This window comes from Nocardia sp. CA-135953, assembly GCF_050955735.1.
Lineage (GTDB): Bacteria > Actinomycetota > Actinomycetes > Mycobacteriales > Mycobacteriaceae > Nocardia.
On record NZ_CP192082.1, the window covers coordinates 5,068,059 to 5,084,855 of the forward strand.

Genomic DNA, 16,797 nt, shown 5'->3' on the forward strand with positions numbered 1-16,797 from the left:
ACGGTCCGATGCTCAGGCGCTGATCGGGGCGGCGGTTACGCCGTAGCCGAGGTTGGTCAGGACCTCACCGGTGGCCTTGGCGAAGTTCAGCGTGATGAAGTGCAGGCAGGGCGCGCCCTCATCGATGAGGCGCTGGCCCATCTCGGTGGCGATTTCGATGCCGACCTCGCGGACCGCGGCATTGTTCTCCTCCGGCCCGTCACCGGCGGCCGTGCGCAGGCGCTCCATGACCGCGGGCGGCAGGGGACGTCCGCACAGTTCCTCGGCGCGCGCCACCGTGCGCAGCGAGGTGATGGGCATCAGCTCCGGAATGATCGGCTTCGCGCCCTCGATCGGGTCGAAGGCCGCGATCCGATCGCGCAGCCGCAGATAGTGCTCGACGTCGAAGAACATCTGGGTGATCGAATACTCCGCGCCCGCACGCAGTTTCGCTGCCAGATACGCGGTGTCGTGCTCCAGATCGGGGGACCGGTGGTGGCCCTGCGGGAACGAGGCGACGCCGACATGGAAGTCACCGAGGTCGCGCACGATACGCACCAATTCCTCGGCATAGGCCACACCCTCGGGATGTTTGCGCCATTCGCCGAGTGGATCGCCGGGCGGGTCGCCGCGCAGCACGAGGATATTGCGGATGCCCGAATCGGCGTACGCGCCGACCAGTGAGCGCAGTTCGGCGACACTGTGCTCGACCGCGGTCAGGTGCGCGACCGGCAGCAGCGTGGTCTCCTCGGCCAGCGCACCGGTGATCCGCACGGTGCGGTCACGAGTGGTGCCGCCGGCGCCGTAGGTCATCGAGACGAAGGCCGGATGCATGCGCTCGAAGGTGCGCGCCGCGCGCCACAGCCGCGCCTCGCCCGCGGCGTCACGCGGCGGATTGAACTCCACCGAGAAGGGCACCGAACCCTCGGAATGGGTCCGCAGACTCTGTACAACCGAGGGTGTTCCAGAGACGATCGGTGGCGTCGGGGACGGCCGGCCAGGGGTCGAACGTCCCCGCACGTTATCGAAAGTCACCGGTCCAGTGTAGTGGTGGGCCGTCACCGGGCCGTCAGGTCGTCGCAACCGTACGCGTATTCTGCGAGCAAGCGACACGCTCACAATCGCCGGAACGACATGCGCGACGGTCACCGTCCGGCACCGAAGTACCTATAGCTCCCACGATCCACCGCGCACCAGCACCCGCACGACCTTGGAGGCTCCCCTGTCCGCCGGAACCGGTATCCAGACGCCTCAGCCCACCCCGCCCGCGAATCACACGCCGGGCACCCCCGGATTCGTCGCGGCGGTCGAGGATGCGCTCAAAGCGTTCTTCCTGACCCGACGCCCGATCGTCGAACCGCTCGGTCCGGTTTTCGTCCAGGCCGCGGACGCACTCGAACTGTTCGTGCTGCGCGGCGGTAAGCGCACCCGTCCGGCCTTCGCCTGGACCGGCTGGCTCGGCGCGGGCGGCGATCCCACCGGCCCGCACGCCGCCGCGGTCATGAACGCCTGTGCCGCACTGGAATTGGTGCAGGCCTGTGCGCTGGTGCACGACGACATCATCGACTCCTCGCGCACCCGCCGCCGCTTCCCCACCGTGCACGTCGACTTCGAACAGCGCCACCGCGACCACGGCTGGGCCGGTGATGCCGAACACTTCGGCACCTCGGTCGCCATTCTGGTCGGCGATCTGGCGCTGGCCTGGGCCGATGACATGGTGCACGCCGCCGGACTCGACGCCGCCCGACTCGGCCGCTTCGCAGCGGTCTGGGCGCTGATGCGCACCGAGGTGCTCGGCGGGCAACTGCTCGATATCCATGGCGAATCGGCGGGTGACGAGTCCGTCGCGGCGGCGCTGCGCATCAACCGCTACAAGACCGCGGCCTACACCGTGGAGCGCCCGCTGCACCTGGGTGCGGCGCTCTCAGACGCCGATCCGCACCTGATCGAGGCCTACCGAACCTTCGGCACCGACATCGGCATCGCCTTCCAGCTGCGCGACGATCTGCTCGGCGTCTTCGGTGACCCGGCGGTCACCGGAAAGCCCTCCGGCGACGACCTGCGCGAGGGCAAGCGCACCGTCCTGGTCGCCGAGGCGCTGCAGCGCGCCGACGCCACCGACCCGGCCGCCGCCGACCTGCTGCGCACCAGCATCGGCACCGATCTGACCACGGACCAGGTCGAACGGTTGCGTGCGGTGATCACCGAACTCGGCGCGGTCGACGAGGTGGAGCGCCGCATCACCGAACTCACCGAACAGGGCCTGGCCGCGCTGGCCTCGAGTACCGCCACGCCCGATGCCAAGGAGCTGTTGCGCGCCATGGCCCTGGCCGCGACGAGTCGCACGCACTAGCCGCGACCGCGCGAGGAGATCCACATGAAAACCGTTGCGGGACCGACCGATCGCGTCGTGGTGGTGGGCGCCGGCCTATCCGGCCTGGCCGCCGCCCTGTATCTGACCGGGGCCGGACGCACCGTCACCCTGTTGGAACGCGCCGATCATCCCGGCGGCCGGGTCGGCCTGTACCGCGGCCCCGATTACGAAATCGACTCCGGCGCAACGGTACTCACCTTGCCGGAGCTGATCGCCGATGCCCTCGCCGCCGTCGGCGCAACCCCCGAAACCTGCACACCGCCACTGCGCATCCGCCAACTCGCCCCCAGCTATCACGCCCGCTTCGCCGACGACTGCACCATTCGCGTCTACGCCGATCCCGAGGCGATGGCCATCGAAGTGGCCCGTGTCTGCGGCGCGGACGAGGCACTGCGCTACCGACGGCTGCGCAACTGGCTCGCGGAGATCTACCAGGCCGAATTCACCGAGTTCATGGATACGAACTTCGATTCGCCGCTCGATATGGTTCGCTATCCGGCCAAGCGCCGCGCGCTGGCCACGCTCGTGCGTCTGGGCGGGTTCGGCAGGCTCGGCCCGCGCGTCTCCCGCTTCCTGCGTGATCCCCGCCTGGCCCGACTGTTCACCTTCCAGGCGCTCTACGCGGGCATGGCCCCGGCGCAGGCACTGGCCGTCTACGGCGCGATCCCGCATATGGACACCTCATTGGGCGTCTACTTCCCCGAGGGCGGTATGCGCGCAATCACCGCCGCACTCGCCGACGCCTTCACCGCGACGGGCGGCACACTCGAACTGAACACCGAGGTCACCGGAATCGAATACGCGGACGGGCGAGCCAGGCGGATCCGCACCGCGAACGGTCGCACCCTCGACTGCGACGCCGTGGTGCTCACCGCCGACCTCGGCGCGCTCGAGCGCTTCGGCGTACGCCGCCGCCGTCGACTACGCGCCGCACCGTCCGCCGTCGTCGCACACGGCACCATCCCCGCCGCGATCGCCGAGACCTGGCCGATCCAAGCTCACCACGCCATCGACTTCGGCCACGCTTGGGACCGAACCTTCGACGAGATCGCCGCCCGCTCCGGCCGCGGGCGCTTGATGACCGACCCGTCGTTGCTGCTCACCCGGCCCGCGCTGACCGATCCCGGGCTCTACATCGACCGCGCCGACGGCAGGTACGAGCCGTTCTCACTGCTCGCCCCATGCCCCAACCTCGACGCCGCACCGCTGGACTGGGACCGACTCGGACCCTCATACCTGCGTGAACTCCTGAATGTGTTGGCGGAACGCGGATATCACGGCATCGCCGAACACTTCACCGTCGATCATCTCGACACACCCGGCACCTGGCGCGATCAGGGCATGCTGGCGGGCACACCCTTCTCCGCCGCGCATCTGTTCCGGCAAACCGGTCCATTTCGTCCGCGCAATTTTTCCGGCGGCAGCGACAACGTGGTTATCGCCGGTTGTGGCACTACTCCGGGTGTCGGCGTGCCAACCACCTTACTTTCCGGAAAACTGGCGGCAAACCGAATTATCGGCACCACGCGAGCCGCTCGGGATGAATCCCCACGCACCAGCGGGATAGTGTTCCCGGCGAGCCGATAAACTAACGGCCGACCTATCAGCCTGCGGTTGCGACCGCCGACCACTCCGGGGGGACCGACACCACATGCATCCCCCTGAGACGACGGCCCCCGCGCCCACCGACAGCTCGATCACCGCAACCGAAGACGAGGCACGTCCGTCGAGCGCCCCGGCGCGCCGGACACCGTCAGCCGTCGACGAACACGGGTTCCGGGCCTGGCTGCGGACCACCGCCGACTTCGCCCGCAGCCCCGAGGGGCATTCGGCGCTGCTCGGTTTCTTCGGCGCGCTGATGATCACCTTCGGCGGATTCGGCGCGGGCAGCGTCCGAAAACGCGATCCGCTGCTCGAGGCGATGCATCTGTCCTGGCTGCGATTCGGGCACGGCTATGTGCTGTCCACCATGGTCATCTGGGTCGGTGTGCTGTTGATGATCACCGCGTGGGTGCGCCTCGGCCGGACCACGATCGGATTCGGTGACCGGCCCGACGCCGGGGTCACGCTGAACGAGCTGCGCGCGATCGTCGGCATCTGGATCTTTCCGCTGCTGTTCGCGGTGCCGATGTTCAGCCGGGACGCGTATTCGTATCTGGCCCAGGGCGCACTGCTACGCGACGGCTTCGATCCCTACGTTTCCCCGCCGGTCGCCAATCCCGGCGTGCTGCTCGACAATGTGAGCCCGGTCTGGACCACCACCACCGCGCCGTACGGTCCGATCTTCCTGCTGCTCGGCAATGCGATCACCGCGATCACCGGCGATAACGTGGTCGCGGGCACCATCGCGCTGCGGCTGGTCATGCTGCCGGGACTGGCGCTGATGATGTGGGCGGTGCCGTATCTGACCAAACATCTCGGCGGTAAGCCGACGGTCGCGTTGTGGCTGGCAGTACTCAATCCCCTAGTGCTGATCCACCTCATCGGCGGCGTGCACAACGAAATGCTCATGGTCGGGCTCATGTGCGCGGGTATCGCACTCGTGCTCGAGCGCCATCATGTGGCGGGAATCGTGGTCGTCGCGATCGGCGTCGCCATCAAAGCGACCGCCGGTGTCGCATTGCCGTTCCTGGTGTGGATCTGGATGCTGCACGAACGTGAACGCCGGGCGCTGCAACGCGCAGCGCAATCACCGGGTGCCACCCAGCAGGTCGAGAGCGAGGCCGAACCCGCGCGACCGAGTGCGGAAGTACCGCATCCGGCGCTGATGTTCGCCAAGATCGCCGGACTCGGTTTGAGCGTGTTCGCGGTGGTCTTCGTGGCCGCCTCGGCCGTCGCCGGGGTCGGCATCGGCTGGCTGACCGCGCTGTCGGGCTCGAAGAAGATCATCAACTGGCTCTCGCTGCCGACGATCATGGCGCATATGGTCCGCTGGGTGACGCCGTTCCCGATGGATCCGGTGCTCACGGTGACCCGCGCACTCTGCGCGCTGGCGCTGATCGCCGTGCTGGCGTGGACCTGGTGGCGGTTCCGGCACAGCGAGCGCGAGGCGGTCTTCGGCATCCTGATCGCCTTTGTCGCCATCGTCATCCTCTCGCCCGCCGCACTGCCCTGGTACTACTCCTGGCCGCTGGCGCTGGCCGCCGGGTTCGCACTGTCCACCACCACACTGATGGTGCTGGTCGGGCTGTGTACCTGGTTGATGCTGGTCTTCCAGCCGGACGGCTCGATCGGGCTCTACAGCTTCGGCCACGTGGCCGCCGCGACGTTCGCCGCCGTGGTCGCGGCCCTGTCGCTGCGGCGGGTCGACCCCTTGCGATTGCGCGCCACCCCACCGGAGAGCAATCCGGTCGCCGTCACCCGGTCATGACCGAGGTCGCGCTACCCGCCCGCGGCTCGGAACTGGCCGCGGCATACCGCGTCTGCCGGGCGATCGCCGCCGAACACGGGCGCACCTACTTCCTCGCCACCCGCCTGCTGTCCGCAACACGAAGACCCGCGGTGCACGCGCTCTACGCCTTCGCGCGAATGGTCGACGACATCGTCGATCACCCGACGCACGACGCCGAACACGGCCCCGCGGGCGAACTCGATCTGGTCGAGAAGCAACTGCGCGTCGCATTGGAGCAGGCAACGCCGCCCACCGACCGCCGCGCGCAGGTACTGGCCGCACTGGCCGACACCATCCAGCGCTACGACATTGCGCCTCAGCACTTCTGGATCTTCCTGGACTCCATGCGCATGGATGTGCCAGGAACCGCGCACTTCCGCGCCCACTACGCCACCATGACCGAACTGCGCGACTACATGCGCGGTTCCGCGGCCGCGATCGGTCTGCAACTGCTGCCGGTGCTCGGCACGGTCGTCCCGGTGGCCGAGGCCGAACCCGCCGCCGCCGCACTCGGCGAAGCCTTCCAGCTCACCAATTTCCTGCGCGATATCGCCGAGGATCTGGACCGCGGCCGGATCTACCTCCCCACCGACGAACTCGCGGCCTACGGCGTGGACGCGGACCTGCTGGTCCACTGCCACCGCATCGGCCACACCGACCAGCGGGTGCGCCGCGCACTGGCCCACCTGATCGCGATCAACCGCGACCTCTACCGTTTCGCGAACCCGGGCATCGATCTACTCGACCCCCGTGTGCGCCCCGCCATCCGCACCGCGAGCACGCTCTACTCCGGCATTCTCGATGAAATCGAACACTCCGACTACGCGGTATTCGCGCGCCGCGCCGCGGTCCCCCGCCGCCGACGACTGCGTGTCGCGGCGGTGGAATTCACCACCGCCGCGCTGCGCGGGTAGTAACTCAAAAAGGCTCGGCTGCCGCGCGGCGCAGGACCTCGCGCGCGAGCGGGCCGTGCAATGCGTCGACGGGCTTACCGGGCAGGCTCTCGTCGTCGGTGAAGATCCACTCCAGGATCTCCTCGTCGGTGTACTTGGCGTCTTTCATGACGGTGATCAGGCCTGGCAGCGACTTCACGATCGCGCCGGTATCGTCGAAGAATCGCTCCGGCACGCCGGCCACACCATCGCGGCGCAGGGCGAGCAACTGGTGGTCGCGCAGCATCTGATGCACTCGGGTCACCACGAGCCCGAGCTTGTCGGCCACCTCGGGCAGCGGGATCACCGCCTCCGACTGGGGAAGAACATCGTCACTGCAAGGAAATGCACTCACCCGGATAACGGTAGACGGTCCCGCGCCGCGTGGCTCGAGACACCCTGGACCGTTCCCCCACGATTCGCCCAGATGGGTCCGACCCCGTGGCCCCAAACCATCGCTTTGCGCACACAAACCAACCCCAACGGAGCGAGTCTTACGAGCGACGTTCGCGCCCCATCTCGCGCCCGAGTGGCCAAACCGTATGCCCCGCAAGCACGGGATTCGACCATCCGCTGCGAGTGCATCAGGTGCCGAACGCTCCGGCCATCAGCACCCACCACAGAGCGAGTCTTACGAGCGACCGTTCGCGGCCCGTCTCGCGTCCGAGTCGTCGAAGCGATGCGACGAAGTCGCGAGTCTCGACGGCTCGGACGCGAGACACCAGGGGGCCGCGAACACGCCGCGCCTGCGCGGCCAAAAACCCGAGACACCCTGGACCGTTCCCCCACGATTCGCCCAGATGAGTCCGACCCCGTGGCCCCAAACCATCGCTTTGCGCACACAAACCAACCCCAACGGAGCGAGTCTTACGAGCGACCGTTCGCGGCCCGTCTCGCGTCCGAGCCGTCGAAGCGATGCGACGAAGTCGCGAGTCTCGACGGCTCGGACGCGAGACACCAGGGGGCCGCGAACACGCCGCGCCCGCGCGGCCAAAAACACAGCTATCGACACGGCTACGATCGTGAGCGGGCCGCGCGAGGCGGTCAATCGCTTGTCGCATCGGAGCGAGGGGTGAGAAAGTTTGTGAAAGCCGGAGGACAACACTTGATCGGGCAAATCCTGGAGGGGCGCTACCGCATCGACGCGCCGATCGCGCGGGGCGGGATGTCGATGGTCTTCCGAGGGGTGGATACCCGGCTGGACCGTCCGGTCGCCATCAAGGTGATGGATCCCAAGTTCGCCGCCGATCCCCAGTTCCTGTCCCGGTTCGAATTCGAGGCGCGCGCGGTCGCCAAACTCAAGCATCCTTCCCTGGTCGCGGTCTATGACCAGGGTGTGGACGGCGAGTATCCGTTCCTGATCATGGAGTTGGTCGAGGGCGGCACGCTGCGCGAGCTGCTGCGTGAACGCGGTCCGATGCCACCGCATGCGGTGCGCGCGGTCGCCGAGCCGGTACTGGCCGCGATCGGTGTCGCGCATTCGGCGGGCCTGATCCATCGCGATATCAAACCGGAGAATGTGCTGATCTCCGATTCCGGCGAGGTCAAGATCGCCGATTTCGGTCTGGTGCGTGCCGTCGCGGCCGCGAACACCACCTCGGCGAGCGTAATTCTCGGCACCGCCGCGTACCTGTCACCCGAACAGGTGACCGCCGGTACCGCCGATTCCCGCAGCGATGTCTACTCCTTCGGCATCCTGATCTTCGAACTACTCACCGGCCAGGTCCCGTTCACCGGCGACACTTCGCTATCGGTGGCATATCAGCGCATCGAGAACGATGTGCCCAGCCCGAGCGAATTCATCTCCGGTGTCCCGCCGGAGTTCGACGAGCTGATCGCGCGGGCCACCAACCGCGAACCCGCGCATCGCTTCGCCGATGCCAACGAGATGGCGGCCGAACTGCATTCGATCGGGGTCGCGCTGAATCTGCCGCCGTATCGGGTGCCCGCGCCCCAGGAGTCGGCCGAACATCTCAGCGCCAGCTTCAAAGTTGCCGCACCAACCCCGCACCAGCCCAGGGCCGCGGCACCGCCACCGCAGTCCGAGCAGCACACCAAGGTCGTCACTGCGGCGCGGCCGCGGGTGCCCGACTACGGTCCGCCCGACAACTACGGGCCGCCGGACACCTACCGCGATCACTACGCACCATCGCATTCGCCGCAGCCATCACCCTTCGCGGACGACCGGACCAAATCGCGGCGCACGGTTCTGCTCTGGGTCGCCATCGTCGCGGTCCTTACCCTGCTGGTCGGGATCGGCGGCTGGTGGTTGGGCATCGGCCGCTACTCGGCCGTCCCGTCGGTCGCCGGAAAGGATCAGGCCAGCGCGATTTCGGCACTGGCGGATGCCGGTTTCGACACCGAGATCAGACAGAAGACCTCCGACACCATCCCGGTCGGCGGGGTGGTCGGCACCGATCCTTCGGCCGGATCCAAGGTCACCAAGGGTTCGACGGTGTCCGTGCTGATCTCCAGTGGCAAACCCCGGGTGCCGGATATCAAAGCGGGCGATGACATTTCGAAGGTCGACCAGCTCATTCGCGATGCCGGACTGCAACCGGTGGACGCGGGCGAAACCGGCAGCACCGCACCCAAGGGCACCCTCGCGAAGGTGGATCCGGCTCCCGGCACCGTGCTGCCGCTGGCCGCACAGGTGAAGGTGTACCGCAGCAAGGGATCTCAGCCGGTGAAAATGCCCGACGTGCGCGGCAAGACCACCGAGGAGGCGAACAGGGTGCTCGCCGCGGCCGGAATCACGGTGCGCGAGACCAGAACTCAGTACGACCGCAGCATCGAGGCGGACCAGGTCATCGCCACTGAACCGGCCGCGGGCGCCACGATCCAGGCCGGCGACGGCATCACCCTGATCGTCTCGAATGCCGTGAAGGTGCCCCTGCTGGTCGGCTCGAGCGTCGGCGACGCCCGCTCCAAGCTGCAGGCGCTCGGCCTGGTGGTGGCGGTGCGTCAGCTCGCCCCGTCCGACAGTTCCGTGGTGATCGGCCAAGTTCCGGGCGTGGGTTCCAATGTCGAGGCCGGCAGTACCGTCTCGCTGACGGCGCTGCCCTGACGACAAAGGAGCGCCGCAGTCGCGGCGCTCATGTCGGAAAGCCTTGGTCAGCGCAGCATTTCGGCGACCAGGAAGGCCAGCTCCAGCGACTGCTGGGTGTTCAGCCGCGGATCACATGCCGTCTCGTAGCGACCGGACAGATCCAGATCGGAAATGTCCTGCGCGCCGCCGAGACATTCGGTGACATCCTCACCGGTCAGTTCGATGTGCAGACCGCCGGGATGCGTGCCCAGTGCATGGTGCACCTCGAAGAACCCCTGCACCTCGTCGATGATCCTGTCGAAGTGCCGGGTCTTGTAGCCGGTGGAGGCCTCGTGGGTGTTGCCGTGCATGGGGTCGCACTGCCAGATGACCTGATGCCCGGTCGCCTGCACCTTCTCGATAATGGGCGGCAGCACGTCACGAACCTTGTTATTGCCCATGCGCGAGACGATGGTCAACCGGCCCGGCTCGTTATTGGGATCGAGCCGCTCGACGTACTCGACCGCCTGATCCGGGGTGGTGGTCGGGCCGATCTTGAGGCCGATCGGGTTGGCCAGTAGTTCCGCGAAGGCGATATGCGCGCCGTCGAGCTGACGGGTGCGCTCGCCGATCCATAGGAAGTGCGCGGACAGGTCGTAGAGCACCGGCTCGCCCGCCGGGTTCTGGCCGAGCCGGAGCATGGCGCGCTCGTAGTCCAGCACCAGCGCTTCGTGGCTGGCGTAGATGCGGGCCGACTGCAGGCTCGGATCGTTCACCCGACAAGCGGTCATGAAGGCAAGACCGCGGTCGATCTCCCCGGCCATCGCCTCATAGCGCGCACCCGCGGGCGACTGGGCCACGAAATCCCGGTTCCAGTCGTGCACACGGTGCAGATCCGCCATGCCCGCACCGGTCAGCGCGCGCACCAGATTCATCGCCGCGCTGGCGTTGGCGTAGGCGCGGACCAGTCGCGACGGGTCGTGTTCGCGCACCTTCGCATCGGCGACCAGCGAGTTCACCATGTCACCGCGGTAGGACTTGAGGCCGAGCGCGTCGGTGTCCGAGGAGCGGGGCTTCGCGTACTGGCCCGCGATGCGCGCGACCTTGACCACCGGCAGGCTGGCGCCATAGGTGAGCACGACGGCCATCTGCAGCAGGGTGCGGATATTGCCGCGGATATGCGGTTCGGTGTTGTCGGCGAAGGTCTCCGCGCAGTCACCGCCCTGCATCAGGAAGGCCTCGCCGCGCGCGACCTCCGCGAGCTGCCCGCGCAGCTCTTCCACCTCGGCGGGTACGCAGATCGGCGGCACACTTTCCAGCACGGTCCGCATCATTGCCGCCTGCTCCGGATCCCACGCCGGCTGCTGCAGCGCCGGACGCGCCAACGCGTCGTCCAGCCGCCTCCGCAGCTCTGCGGGCAGCGGCGGCAGCTCCGGCAGGCGATCGATGGGTACGTCGACGGTCCAGTTCACCTGTTCAGAATACGGATACCCCGCAGCGCGCAGGTACCCGGTATTAGGGGTGGATTCTGCCCACCTAGGGTGAATTGCCGGCAGTATCGCCGCACCGTACCGAGCTTTGGAGGAGAGACCGATCTCGCTTCGATATTTTTATGACTGCGAATTCATCGAGGACGGGTCGACCATCGACCTCGTATCGATCGGTGTGGTCTGCGAGGACGGCCGCGAATACTACGCGGTCTCAACCGAATTCGATCCCGAACGGGCGGGTCCGTGGGTACGCAGGTATGTGCTTCCGCAGCTTCCGTCGCCCGGCTCCCCGCTTTGGCGCAGTCGCGAACAGATCCGCAAAGACCTCTACGAATTCCTGGTCCCGCGTCCCAGCGTCGCCCCCGAACTGTGGGCCTGGGTGGCCGCCTACGACCATGTCGCCCTGTGCCAGCTCTGGGGCTCCATGGTCGATCTGCCCAACGCCCTCCCCCGCTACACCAACGAACTGCGGCAACACTGGGAGGCCCACGGTCGTCCCGAACTGCCCCCGGTTCCCCCGGACGCCCACGACGCCCTCGCCGACGCCCGCCACAACCTGGCCAAATTCGAGGCCATCGAGGCCGCCCGCCGCCGGGTATCCCTTTAAAGCAGAAGGCCCCGAGTCCAATTCGACTCGGGGCCTTCTTTTCATCTGTCAGTGCGAGTGACTACCGTTCTGACCGTTCGCCTTCTCCTGGACCTTCTGCAGTACGGCGAGCTGCTTGTGCTCTTCCGCGTGGTCGTCCTCGAAGGCCTGCTCGATCTCGTGCGGCGGATCGGCGCGCAGGAAGCTACCGGTGCCCGGCTTACCGGCCGAGCCCAGCTTGTTCATCTTCTTGGGCACGGTCGCGCCCTGGTACTCCAGCGGGATCGGGTGGCCGTGATCGTCGACCGGGCCCAGCGGCTGGTGCACCTCGATGTACTCACCGTGCGGCAGACGCTTGATCACACCGGTCTCGATGCCGTGCTCGAGCACCGCCCGGTCACTACGCTGCAGCCCGATGCAGAACCGGTAGGCGAGGAAGTACGCCACCGGCGGCACGACCAGCAGGCCGATGCGGCCCATCCAGGTGGTGGCGTTCAACGAGATGTCGAACTTCAGCGCCAGGATGTCGTTGACGCACGAGAGCGTCAGCACCACATAGAAACCGATCGACATCGCACCGATCGCCGTGCGCACCGGCACGTCGCGCGGGCGCTGCAGCAGATTGTGGTGCACATCGTCGCCGGTGAGGCGCTTCTCGATCCACGGATACAGGATCAGCACCGTGAACACCAGACCCATGATCAGCGCCACCCAGAACACGGCGGGCACCGTGTAGCGACCGAGGTAGAGCTCCCACGGCGGCATCAGACGCGCCAGACCGTCGGTCCACATCATGTAGAAGTCGGGCTGCGAACCCGCCGACACCTGCGAGGGGTTGTACGGACCCATGTTCCAGATCGGGTTGATCTGCAGCACACCGGCCATGATCGCCACGATGCCGAGGGTGAAGGCGAAGAACGCGCCCTGATCCGAGGCGAACACCGGCACGATGCGCGCGCCGACGACATTGTTCTCGGTGCGGCCAGGGCCGGGGAACTGCGTGTGCTTCTGGTACCAGACCAGCGCGACGTGCGCGGCGATCAGCGCCAGGATGATGCCGGGGAACAGCAGCACGTGCGCGATGTACAGGCGCGGAATGATGATGTCGCCGGGGAAGTCACCGCCGAAGATCAGCCAGTGCATCCAGGTGCCGACGATCGGGATACTCATCGTGATACCGCCGAAGGCGGCCCGCAGACCGGTACCCGAGAGCAGATCGTCGGGCAGCGAGTAACCGAAGAAGCCCTCGAACATGGCAAGGATCAGCAGCAGGCAGCCGATGACCCAGTTCGCCTCACGCGGCTTGCGGAACGCACCGGTGAAGAAGATACGGAACAGGTGCACGATGATCGAGGCCGCGAAAAGCAGGGCGGCCCAGTGGTGCACCTGGCGCACGAACAGACCGCCGCGCACCTCGAAGGAGATGTTCAGCGCCGTCTCGTAGGCCCGCGACATGGTCACACCACGCAGCGGCTGGTAGGCGCCGTTGTAGACGACCTCGCTCATCGACGGGTCGAAGAACAGCGTCAGATAGACACCCGACAGCAGCAGGATGATGAAGCTGTAGAGCGCGATCTCGCCGAGCAGGAACGACCAGTGGGTCGGGAAGACCTTGTTGATCGACCGCTTCATGAACGCCGCGGCGCGATAGCGCACGTCGGCCTCATGGGCTTGGGCTGCGACTGAAGGGCTCATGCCTGCACCTCGCCGGCGCTCGGTTCCGGCATGTGCCCTGCACGCTGTGACATGATTCGCTCACTTCGTTCGCTCATGAACGACGCTCCCAGTAGGCCGGTCCGAGCGGCTCGATGAAGTCGCCCGCGGCGACCAGGTAGCCCTCGGAGTTGACGGTGATCGGCAGCTGCGGCAGTGCGCGAGCGGCGGGACCGAAGACCGGCTTACCCCATTCGGTCGCGAGGAACTGCGACTGGTGGCAGGGGCACAGGATCTTGTTGGTCTGCTGCTCGAACAGCGATGTCGGGCAACCGAGGTGGGTGCAGATCTTCGAGTAGGCGAAGTAGTCGCCGTAGTTGAAGCTCTCCTGCCCCTTGCGCTTGATGGCCTTCTGCGCGTCTTGGGTGCGCAGCCGGATCAGCATGACGGCGTTGCGGATTCCGCGCAGGGACTGCAGCGTCGCGTGCTCGTCACCGCGCCACTTCTCCTTCCACGGGAACACCGTCTCCATCGCGCCCGCGTCCAGATCCTCGGGGCGCACCAGCATGACGTCCTCGGGGCGACCGGTGTCGCGACGGATGTAGATGGTCTCGCCGGGGAAGTCCGGGGTCCAGCCCGAAACCCACAGTGGCGACTTGTCGCCCTTGGCCCACGGGTTCTTGATCATGCCGCCGACGAACACCAGCAGTGCGCCGATACCGAGTACACCGACACCGGCGCCCGCGGTCCGGGTGATCATCTTGCGGCGCCCCAGCGTGGAGGTGTCCAGCGCGTCCTGCAGCTCGGCGACCAGGGTGCGGCGCTCGACCTCGGGCGAGGGCCCGTCGTGGCGCACCTGGATGGACAGCTCGGCCGGGATGAACTTCTTGCGGATCACCACGACCGCGACGCCGATGACCAGCACGGCGATCCCGAGGCTGAGGCCGACCAGCGGGGTGAACAGCGAGTAGGCGGTGTGACCTTCCTCGTTCGAGCCCTTGAACTCCCATGGCCAGAACAGGAACACCCCGACCAGGACCGCGGCGGCGATACCGGAGACCGCGAACCAGAACGAGACCTGCCGCTCGGCGCGCTTCTCGGCGCGGGTGCCCGGCACCGGGAACCGCTCGCGCCGGTAGGCGACGTCGACGCCGTCGCGCTCGGTACCGAGCTTGACCAGCTCGTCGCGCGACATCGCGTCGAGTTCTTCCTCGGTGGGCTCAGCCGGTGTGGTGTTCACCTGCTCGTTCGACGGCTCTGCGCCGTCGTGGCCCTCATCCGGCCGACCCATGTCAGTTGGCTCCTTGCTGTCGCTCATGCCTCCGCCTCGCTGTCGCTCGGCTCCGACATGACCGACATGTCGGCTGTGCTTGTTGTTCGCTCGCTGCGCTCGCTCATGCCTCCGCCTCGCTGTCGCTCGGCTCCGACATGACCGACATGTCGGCTGTGCTTGTTGTTCGCTCGCTGCGCTCGCTCATGAACGTGATCCGATCCACATCGCGGCGCCGACGACGAGCGTGATGCCGACCACCCACATGGCCAGACCCTCGGTCGCGGGACCGAACCCGCCGAGATCCCAGCCGCCGGGGCTCTTCTCCTCGGTGGCGTTCTTGACGTAGGCGACGATGTCGCGCTTCTCTTCCGGGCTCAGCTGCCGGTCGGAGAACTTCGGCATATTCTCGGGGCCGGTGAGCATCGCGGCATAGATCTGCTGCTCACTGGCGGGCTCCAGCGGCGGCGCGTACTTACCGGAGGACAGCGCGCCGCCACGGCCGGTGAAGTTGTGGCAGGACGCGCAGTTCATCCGGAACAGCTCGGAACCGCGAGCGATGTCCGGTCCGCGCAGCGATTCCTGCGCGATCTCTCCGTTGGCGTCGCGCACCACGGACGGGCCGCCCCCATTGGCGGCGACGTACGCGCTGAGGGCGTCGGTCTGGTGGGCATCGAACTTCGGCGGCTTGCGCGTGGCCTGAGCCTGGTTGGCGGCCAGCGGCATGCGACCCGAGGAGACCTGGAAGTAGACGGCCGCCTCGCCGACGCCGATCAGGCTCGGACCGCGGTCGGGCACGCCCTGCAGGTTTGCGCCGTGGCAGGTGATGCAGGAGGTCTCGTAGAGCTGCTTACCGTCGCGGATCAGCGCGGACTGATCCTCGCGCGCGGTCGCGACCTGGGGGTCCGGCGTGATCGCGGTGGCGAGGAATCCGGCTCCGACGAGGCCCACCAACAGCGCAAGTCCACCCGCGATACGACGCCGCATACGGCGTTGCTTGCGCGTCTTGCTTGCCTGGCCGGCCGTGGCATCTTGGCGGCTGATCGCCGCGCTGAGGCTGGCGGGCTCTGGCGCTGACGGGGGAGATGAACTCATCTGTGTCCCTTTGGAGTAGACGGAACCGACTTGTGCAAAAGATTTGGGGTACTGGCCCGACTCAGCGGACGAAGTAGATCGTGGCGAACAACCCGATCCAGACGATGTCGACGAAGTGCCAGTAGTACGAGACGACGATCGCGGCGGTGGCCTGCGCCGGGGTGAACTTACTGACCTTGGTGCGGACCAGCAGGAACACGAAGGCGATCAGACCGCCGATGACGTGCAGACCGTGGAAACCGGTGGTGATGTAGAACACCGAGCCGTAGGCACTGCTCGAGATCGAGGTGCCTTCCTTGACCAGGTTGGTGTACTCGTAGCCCTGACCGGCCACGAACATCGCACCCATGATCAGGGTGATGACGTACCAGCGGCGCAGGCCGAACACATCGCCCTTCTCCGCCGCGAACACACCCATCTGGCAGGTGAACGACGAGGCGACCAGCACGGTGGTGACCGGCACGGCAAGCTTCAGGTTCAGCTCGGTCGGTTCCGGCGGCCAGTTGCCGTGCGCCTGGGCGCGCGCGACGAAGTACATCGCGAAGAGCCCGGCAAAGAACATCAGCTCGCTGGACAGCCAGATGATGGTACCGACGCTCACCATGTTGGGCCGGTTCAGCGAATGCACACGCTGAGTAATGGCCGATCCTGGGGTCCCTACTGCGGTCGTCACGGGGGTAAGTATGACTCGTCGTAGTACGACACAAGTACCCGGGTGCGAAACTTGTCCTCTCGCGCCGGAAAACGCACGGAAGGTGTTTGATTGCCGCGCTCTGTTTTTGGCCGCGTGGCCGCGGCGGGTTCGCGGCCCCCTGGTGTCTCGCGTCCGAGCCGTCGAGACTCGCGACTTCGTCGCATCGCTTCGACGGCTCGGACGCGAGACGGGCCGCGAACGGTCGCTCGCAGGACTCGCTCCGTTGTGGTGATGTGGGGGTGTGAATGTCGCGTGACCACAGGATTGCCGCCTCGAATTGTGACAGGCGTTGGTAAGGAAAAGCT

The 16,797-nt window shown here is 67.0% G+C and carries 13 protein-coding genes; 6 read left to right on the top strand and 7 right to left on the bottom strand.

Features of this window, described 5'->3' with window-relative positions; genetic code table 11:
• Positions 1-12 precede the first annotated feature (12 nt).
• Complete coding sequence (locus tag ACQPXH_RS23280; RefSeq protein ID WP_433603557.1) at positions 13-954, bottom strand: methylenetetrahydrofolate reductase; 942 nt, start codon at positions 952-954, stop codon at positions 13-15.
• A gap of 235 nt (positions 955-1,189) precedes the next feature.
• Here ACQPXH_RS23280 and ACQPXH_RS23285 point away from each other — a divergent pair, with 235 nt between their 5' ends.
• From ACQPXH_RS23285 to ACQPXH_RS23300, 4 genes are all read left to right on the top strand, one after another.
• Positions 1,190-2,332 (top strand): polyprenyl synthetase family protein, encoded by a 1,143-nt coding sequence (locus ACQPXH_RS23285; RefSeq protein ID WP_433598627.1) that lies wholly within the window; start codon positions 1,190-1,192, stop codon positions 2,330-2,332.
• Positions 2,333-2,356: 24 nt separating this feature from the next.
• Positions 2,357-3,940 carry a phytoene desaturase family protein gene (gene crtI / locus ACQPXH_RS23290; RefSeq protein WP_433598628.1) on the top strand — a complete coding sequence of 528 codons (1,584 nt, stop codon included), beginning with the start codon at positions 2,357-2,359 and terminating at the stop codon, positions 3,938-3,940.
• 64 nt (positions 3,941-4,004) lie between these two features.
• On the top strand, positions 4,005-5,723 hold the full coding sequence (locus tag ACQPXH_RS23295) for an alpha-(1->6)-mannopyranosyltransferase A (RefSeq protein ID WP_433598629.1): 1,719 nt from the start codon (positions 4,005-4,007) through the stop codon (positions 5,721-5,723).
• On the top strand, positions 5,720-6,658 hold the full coding sequence (locus ACQPXH_RS23300) for a phytoene/squalene synthase family protein (protein ID WP_433598630.1): 939 nt from the start codon (positions 5,720-5,722) through the stop codon (positions 6,656-6,658). The genes ACQPXH_RS23295 and ACQPXH_RS23300 overlap by 4 nt, the downstream gene beginning before the upstream one ends.
• 4 nt (positions 6,659-6,662) lie before the next feature.
• Here the strand turns inward: ACQPXH_RS23300 and ACQPXH_RS23305 are convergent, their stop codons facing one another.
• Positions 6,663-7,031, bottom strand: a complete 369-nt coding sequence (locus tag ACQPXH_RS23305; protein ID WP_040688576.1) for an Rv2175c family DNA-binding protein — start codon at positions 7,029-7,031, stop codon at positions 6,663-6,665.
• A 750-nt stretch (positions 7,032-7,781) separates the two neighbouring features.
• Here ACQPXH_RS23305 and pknB point away from each other — a divergent pair.
• Positions 7,782-9,743 (top strand): Stk1 family PASTA domain-containing Ser/Thr kinase, encoded by a 1,962-nt coding sequence (gene pknB / locus ACQPXH_RS23310; protein WP_433598631.1) that lies wholly within the window; start codon positions 7,782-7,784, stop codon positions 9,741-9,743.
• Positions 9,744-9,790: 47 nt separating this feature from the next.
• Here the strand turns inward: pknB and ACQPXH_RS23315 are convergent, their stop codons facing one another.
• A complete protein-coding gene (locus tag ACQPXH_RS23315) occupies positions 9,791-11,176 on the bottom strand; it encodes a class II 3-deoxy-7-phosphoheptulonate synthase (protein ID WP_327096843.1) in 1,386 nt (461 codons plus the stop codon).
• 106 nt (positions 11,177-11,282) lie between these two features.
• Here ACQPXH_RS23315 and ACQPXH_RS23320 point away from each other — a divergent pair, with 106 nt between their 5' ends.
• Positions 11,283-11,801, top strand: coding sequence for a polyadenylate-specific 3'-exoribonuclease AS (locus ACQPXH_RS23320; protein ID WP_433598632.1), 519 nt, complete (start codon positions 11,283-11,285; stop codon positions 11,799-11,801).
• A 48-nt stretch (positions 11,802-11,849) separates the two neighbouring features.
• On the opposite strand, the gene qcrB is transcribed toward ACQPXH_RS23320, so the two are convergent.
• The 4 genes from qcrB to ctaE all read right to left on the bottom strand — a co-directional run bounded on the left by qcrB (position 11,850) and on the right by ctaE (position 16,471).
• Positions 11,850-13,475: a cytochrome bc1 complex cytochrome b subunit gene (gene qcrB, locus ACQPXH_RS23325; protein WP_433598633.1), complete on the bottom strand. Its 1,626-nt coding sequence runs from the start codon at positions 13,473-13,475 to the stop codon at positions 11,850-11,852.
• A gap of 73 nt (positions 13,476-13,548) precedes the next feature.
• On the bottom strand, positions 13,549-14,724 hold the full coding sequence (gene qcrA, locus ACQPXH_RS23330; RefSeq protein WP_433603558.1) for a cytochrome bc1 complex Rieske iron-sulfur subunit: 1,176 nt from the start codon (positions 14,722-14,724) through the stop codon (positions 13,549-13,551).
• A gap of 183 nt (positions 14,725-14,907) precedes the next feature.
• Complete coding sequence (gene qcrC, locus ACQPXH_RS23335; RefSeq protein ID WP_433598634.1) at positions 14,908-15,798, bottom strand: cytochrome bc1 complex diheme cytochrome c subunit; 891 nt, start codon at positions 15,796-15,798, stop codon at positions 14,908-14,910.
• 61 nt (positions 15,799-15,859) lie between these two features.
• The gene (ctaE, locus tag ACQPXH_RS23340) at positions 15,860-16,471 is read right to left on the bottom strand and encodes an aa3-type cytochrome oxidase subunit III (protein WP_433598635.1); all 612 of its coding nucleotides are present in this window, start codon (positions 16,469-16,471) and stop codon (positions 15,860-15,862) included.
• Positions 16,472-16,797: the final 326 nt, after the last annotated feature.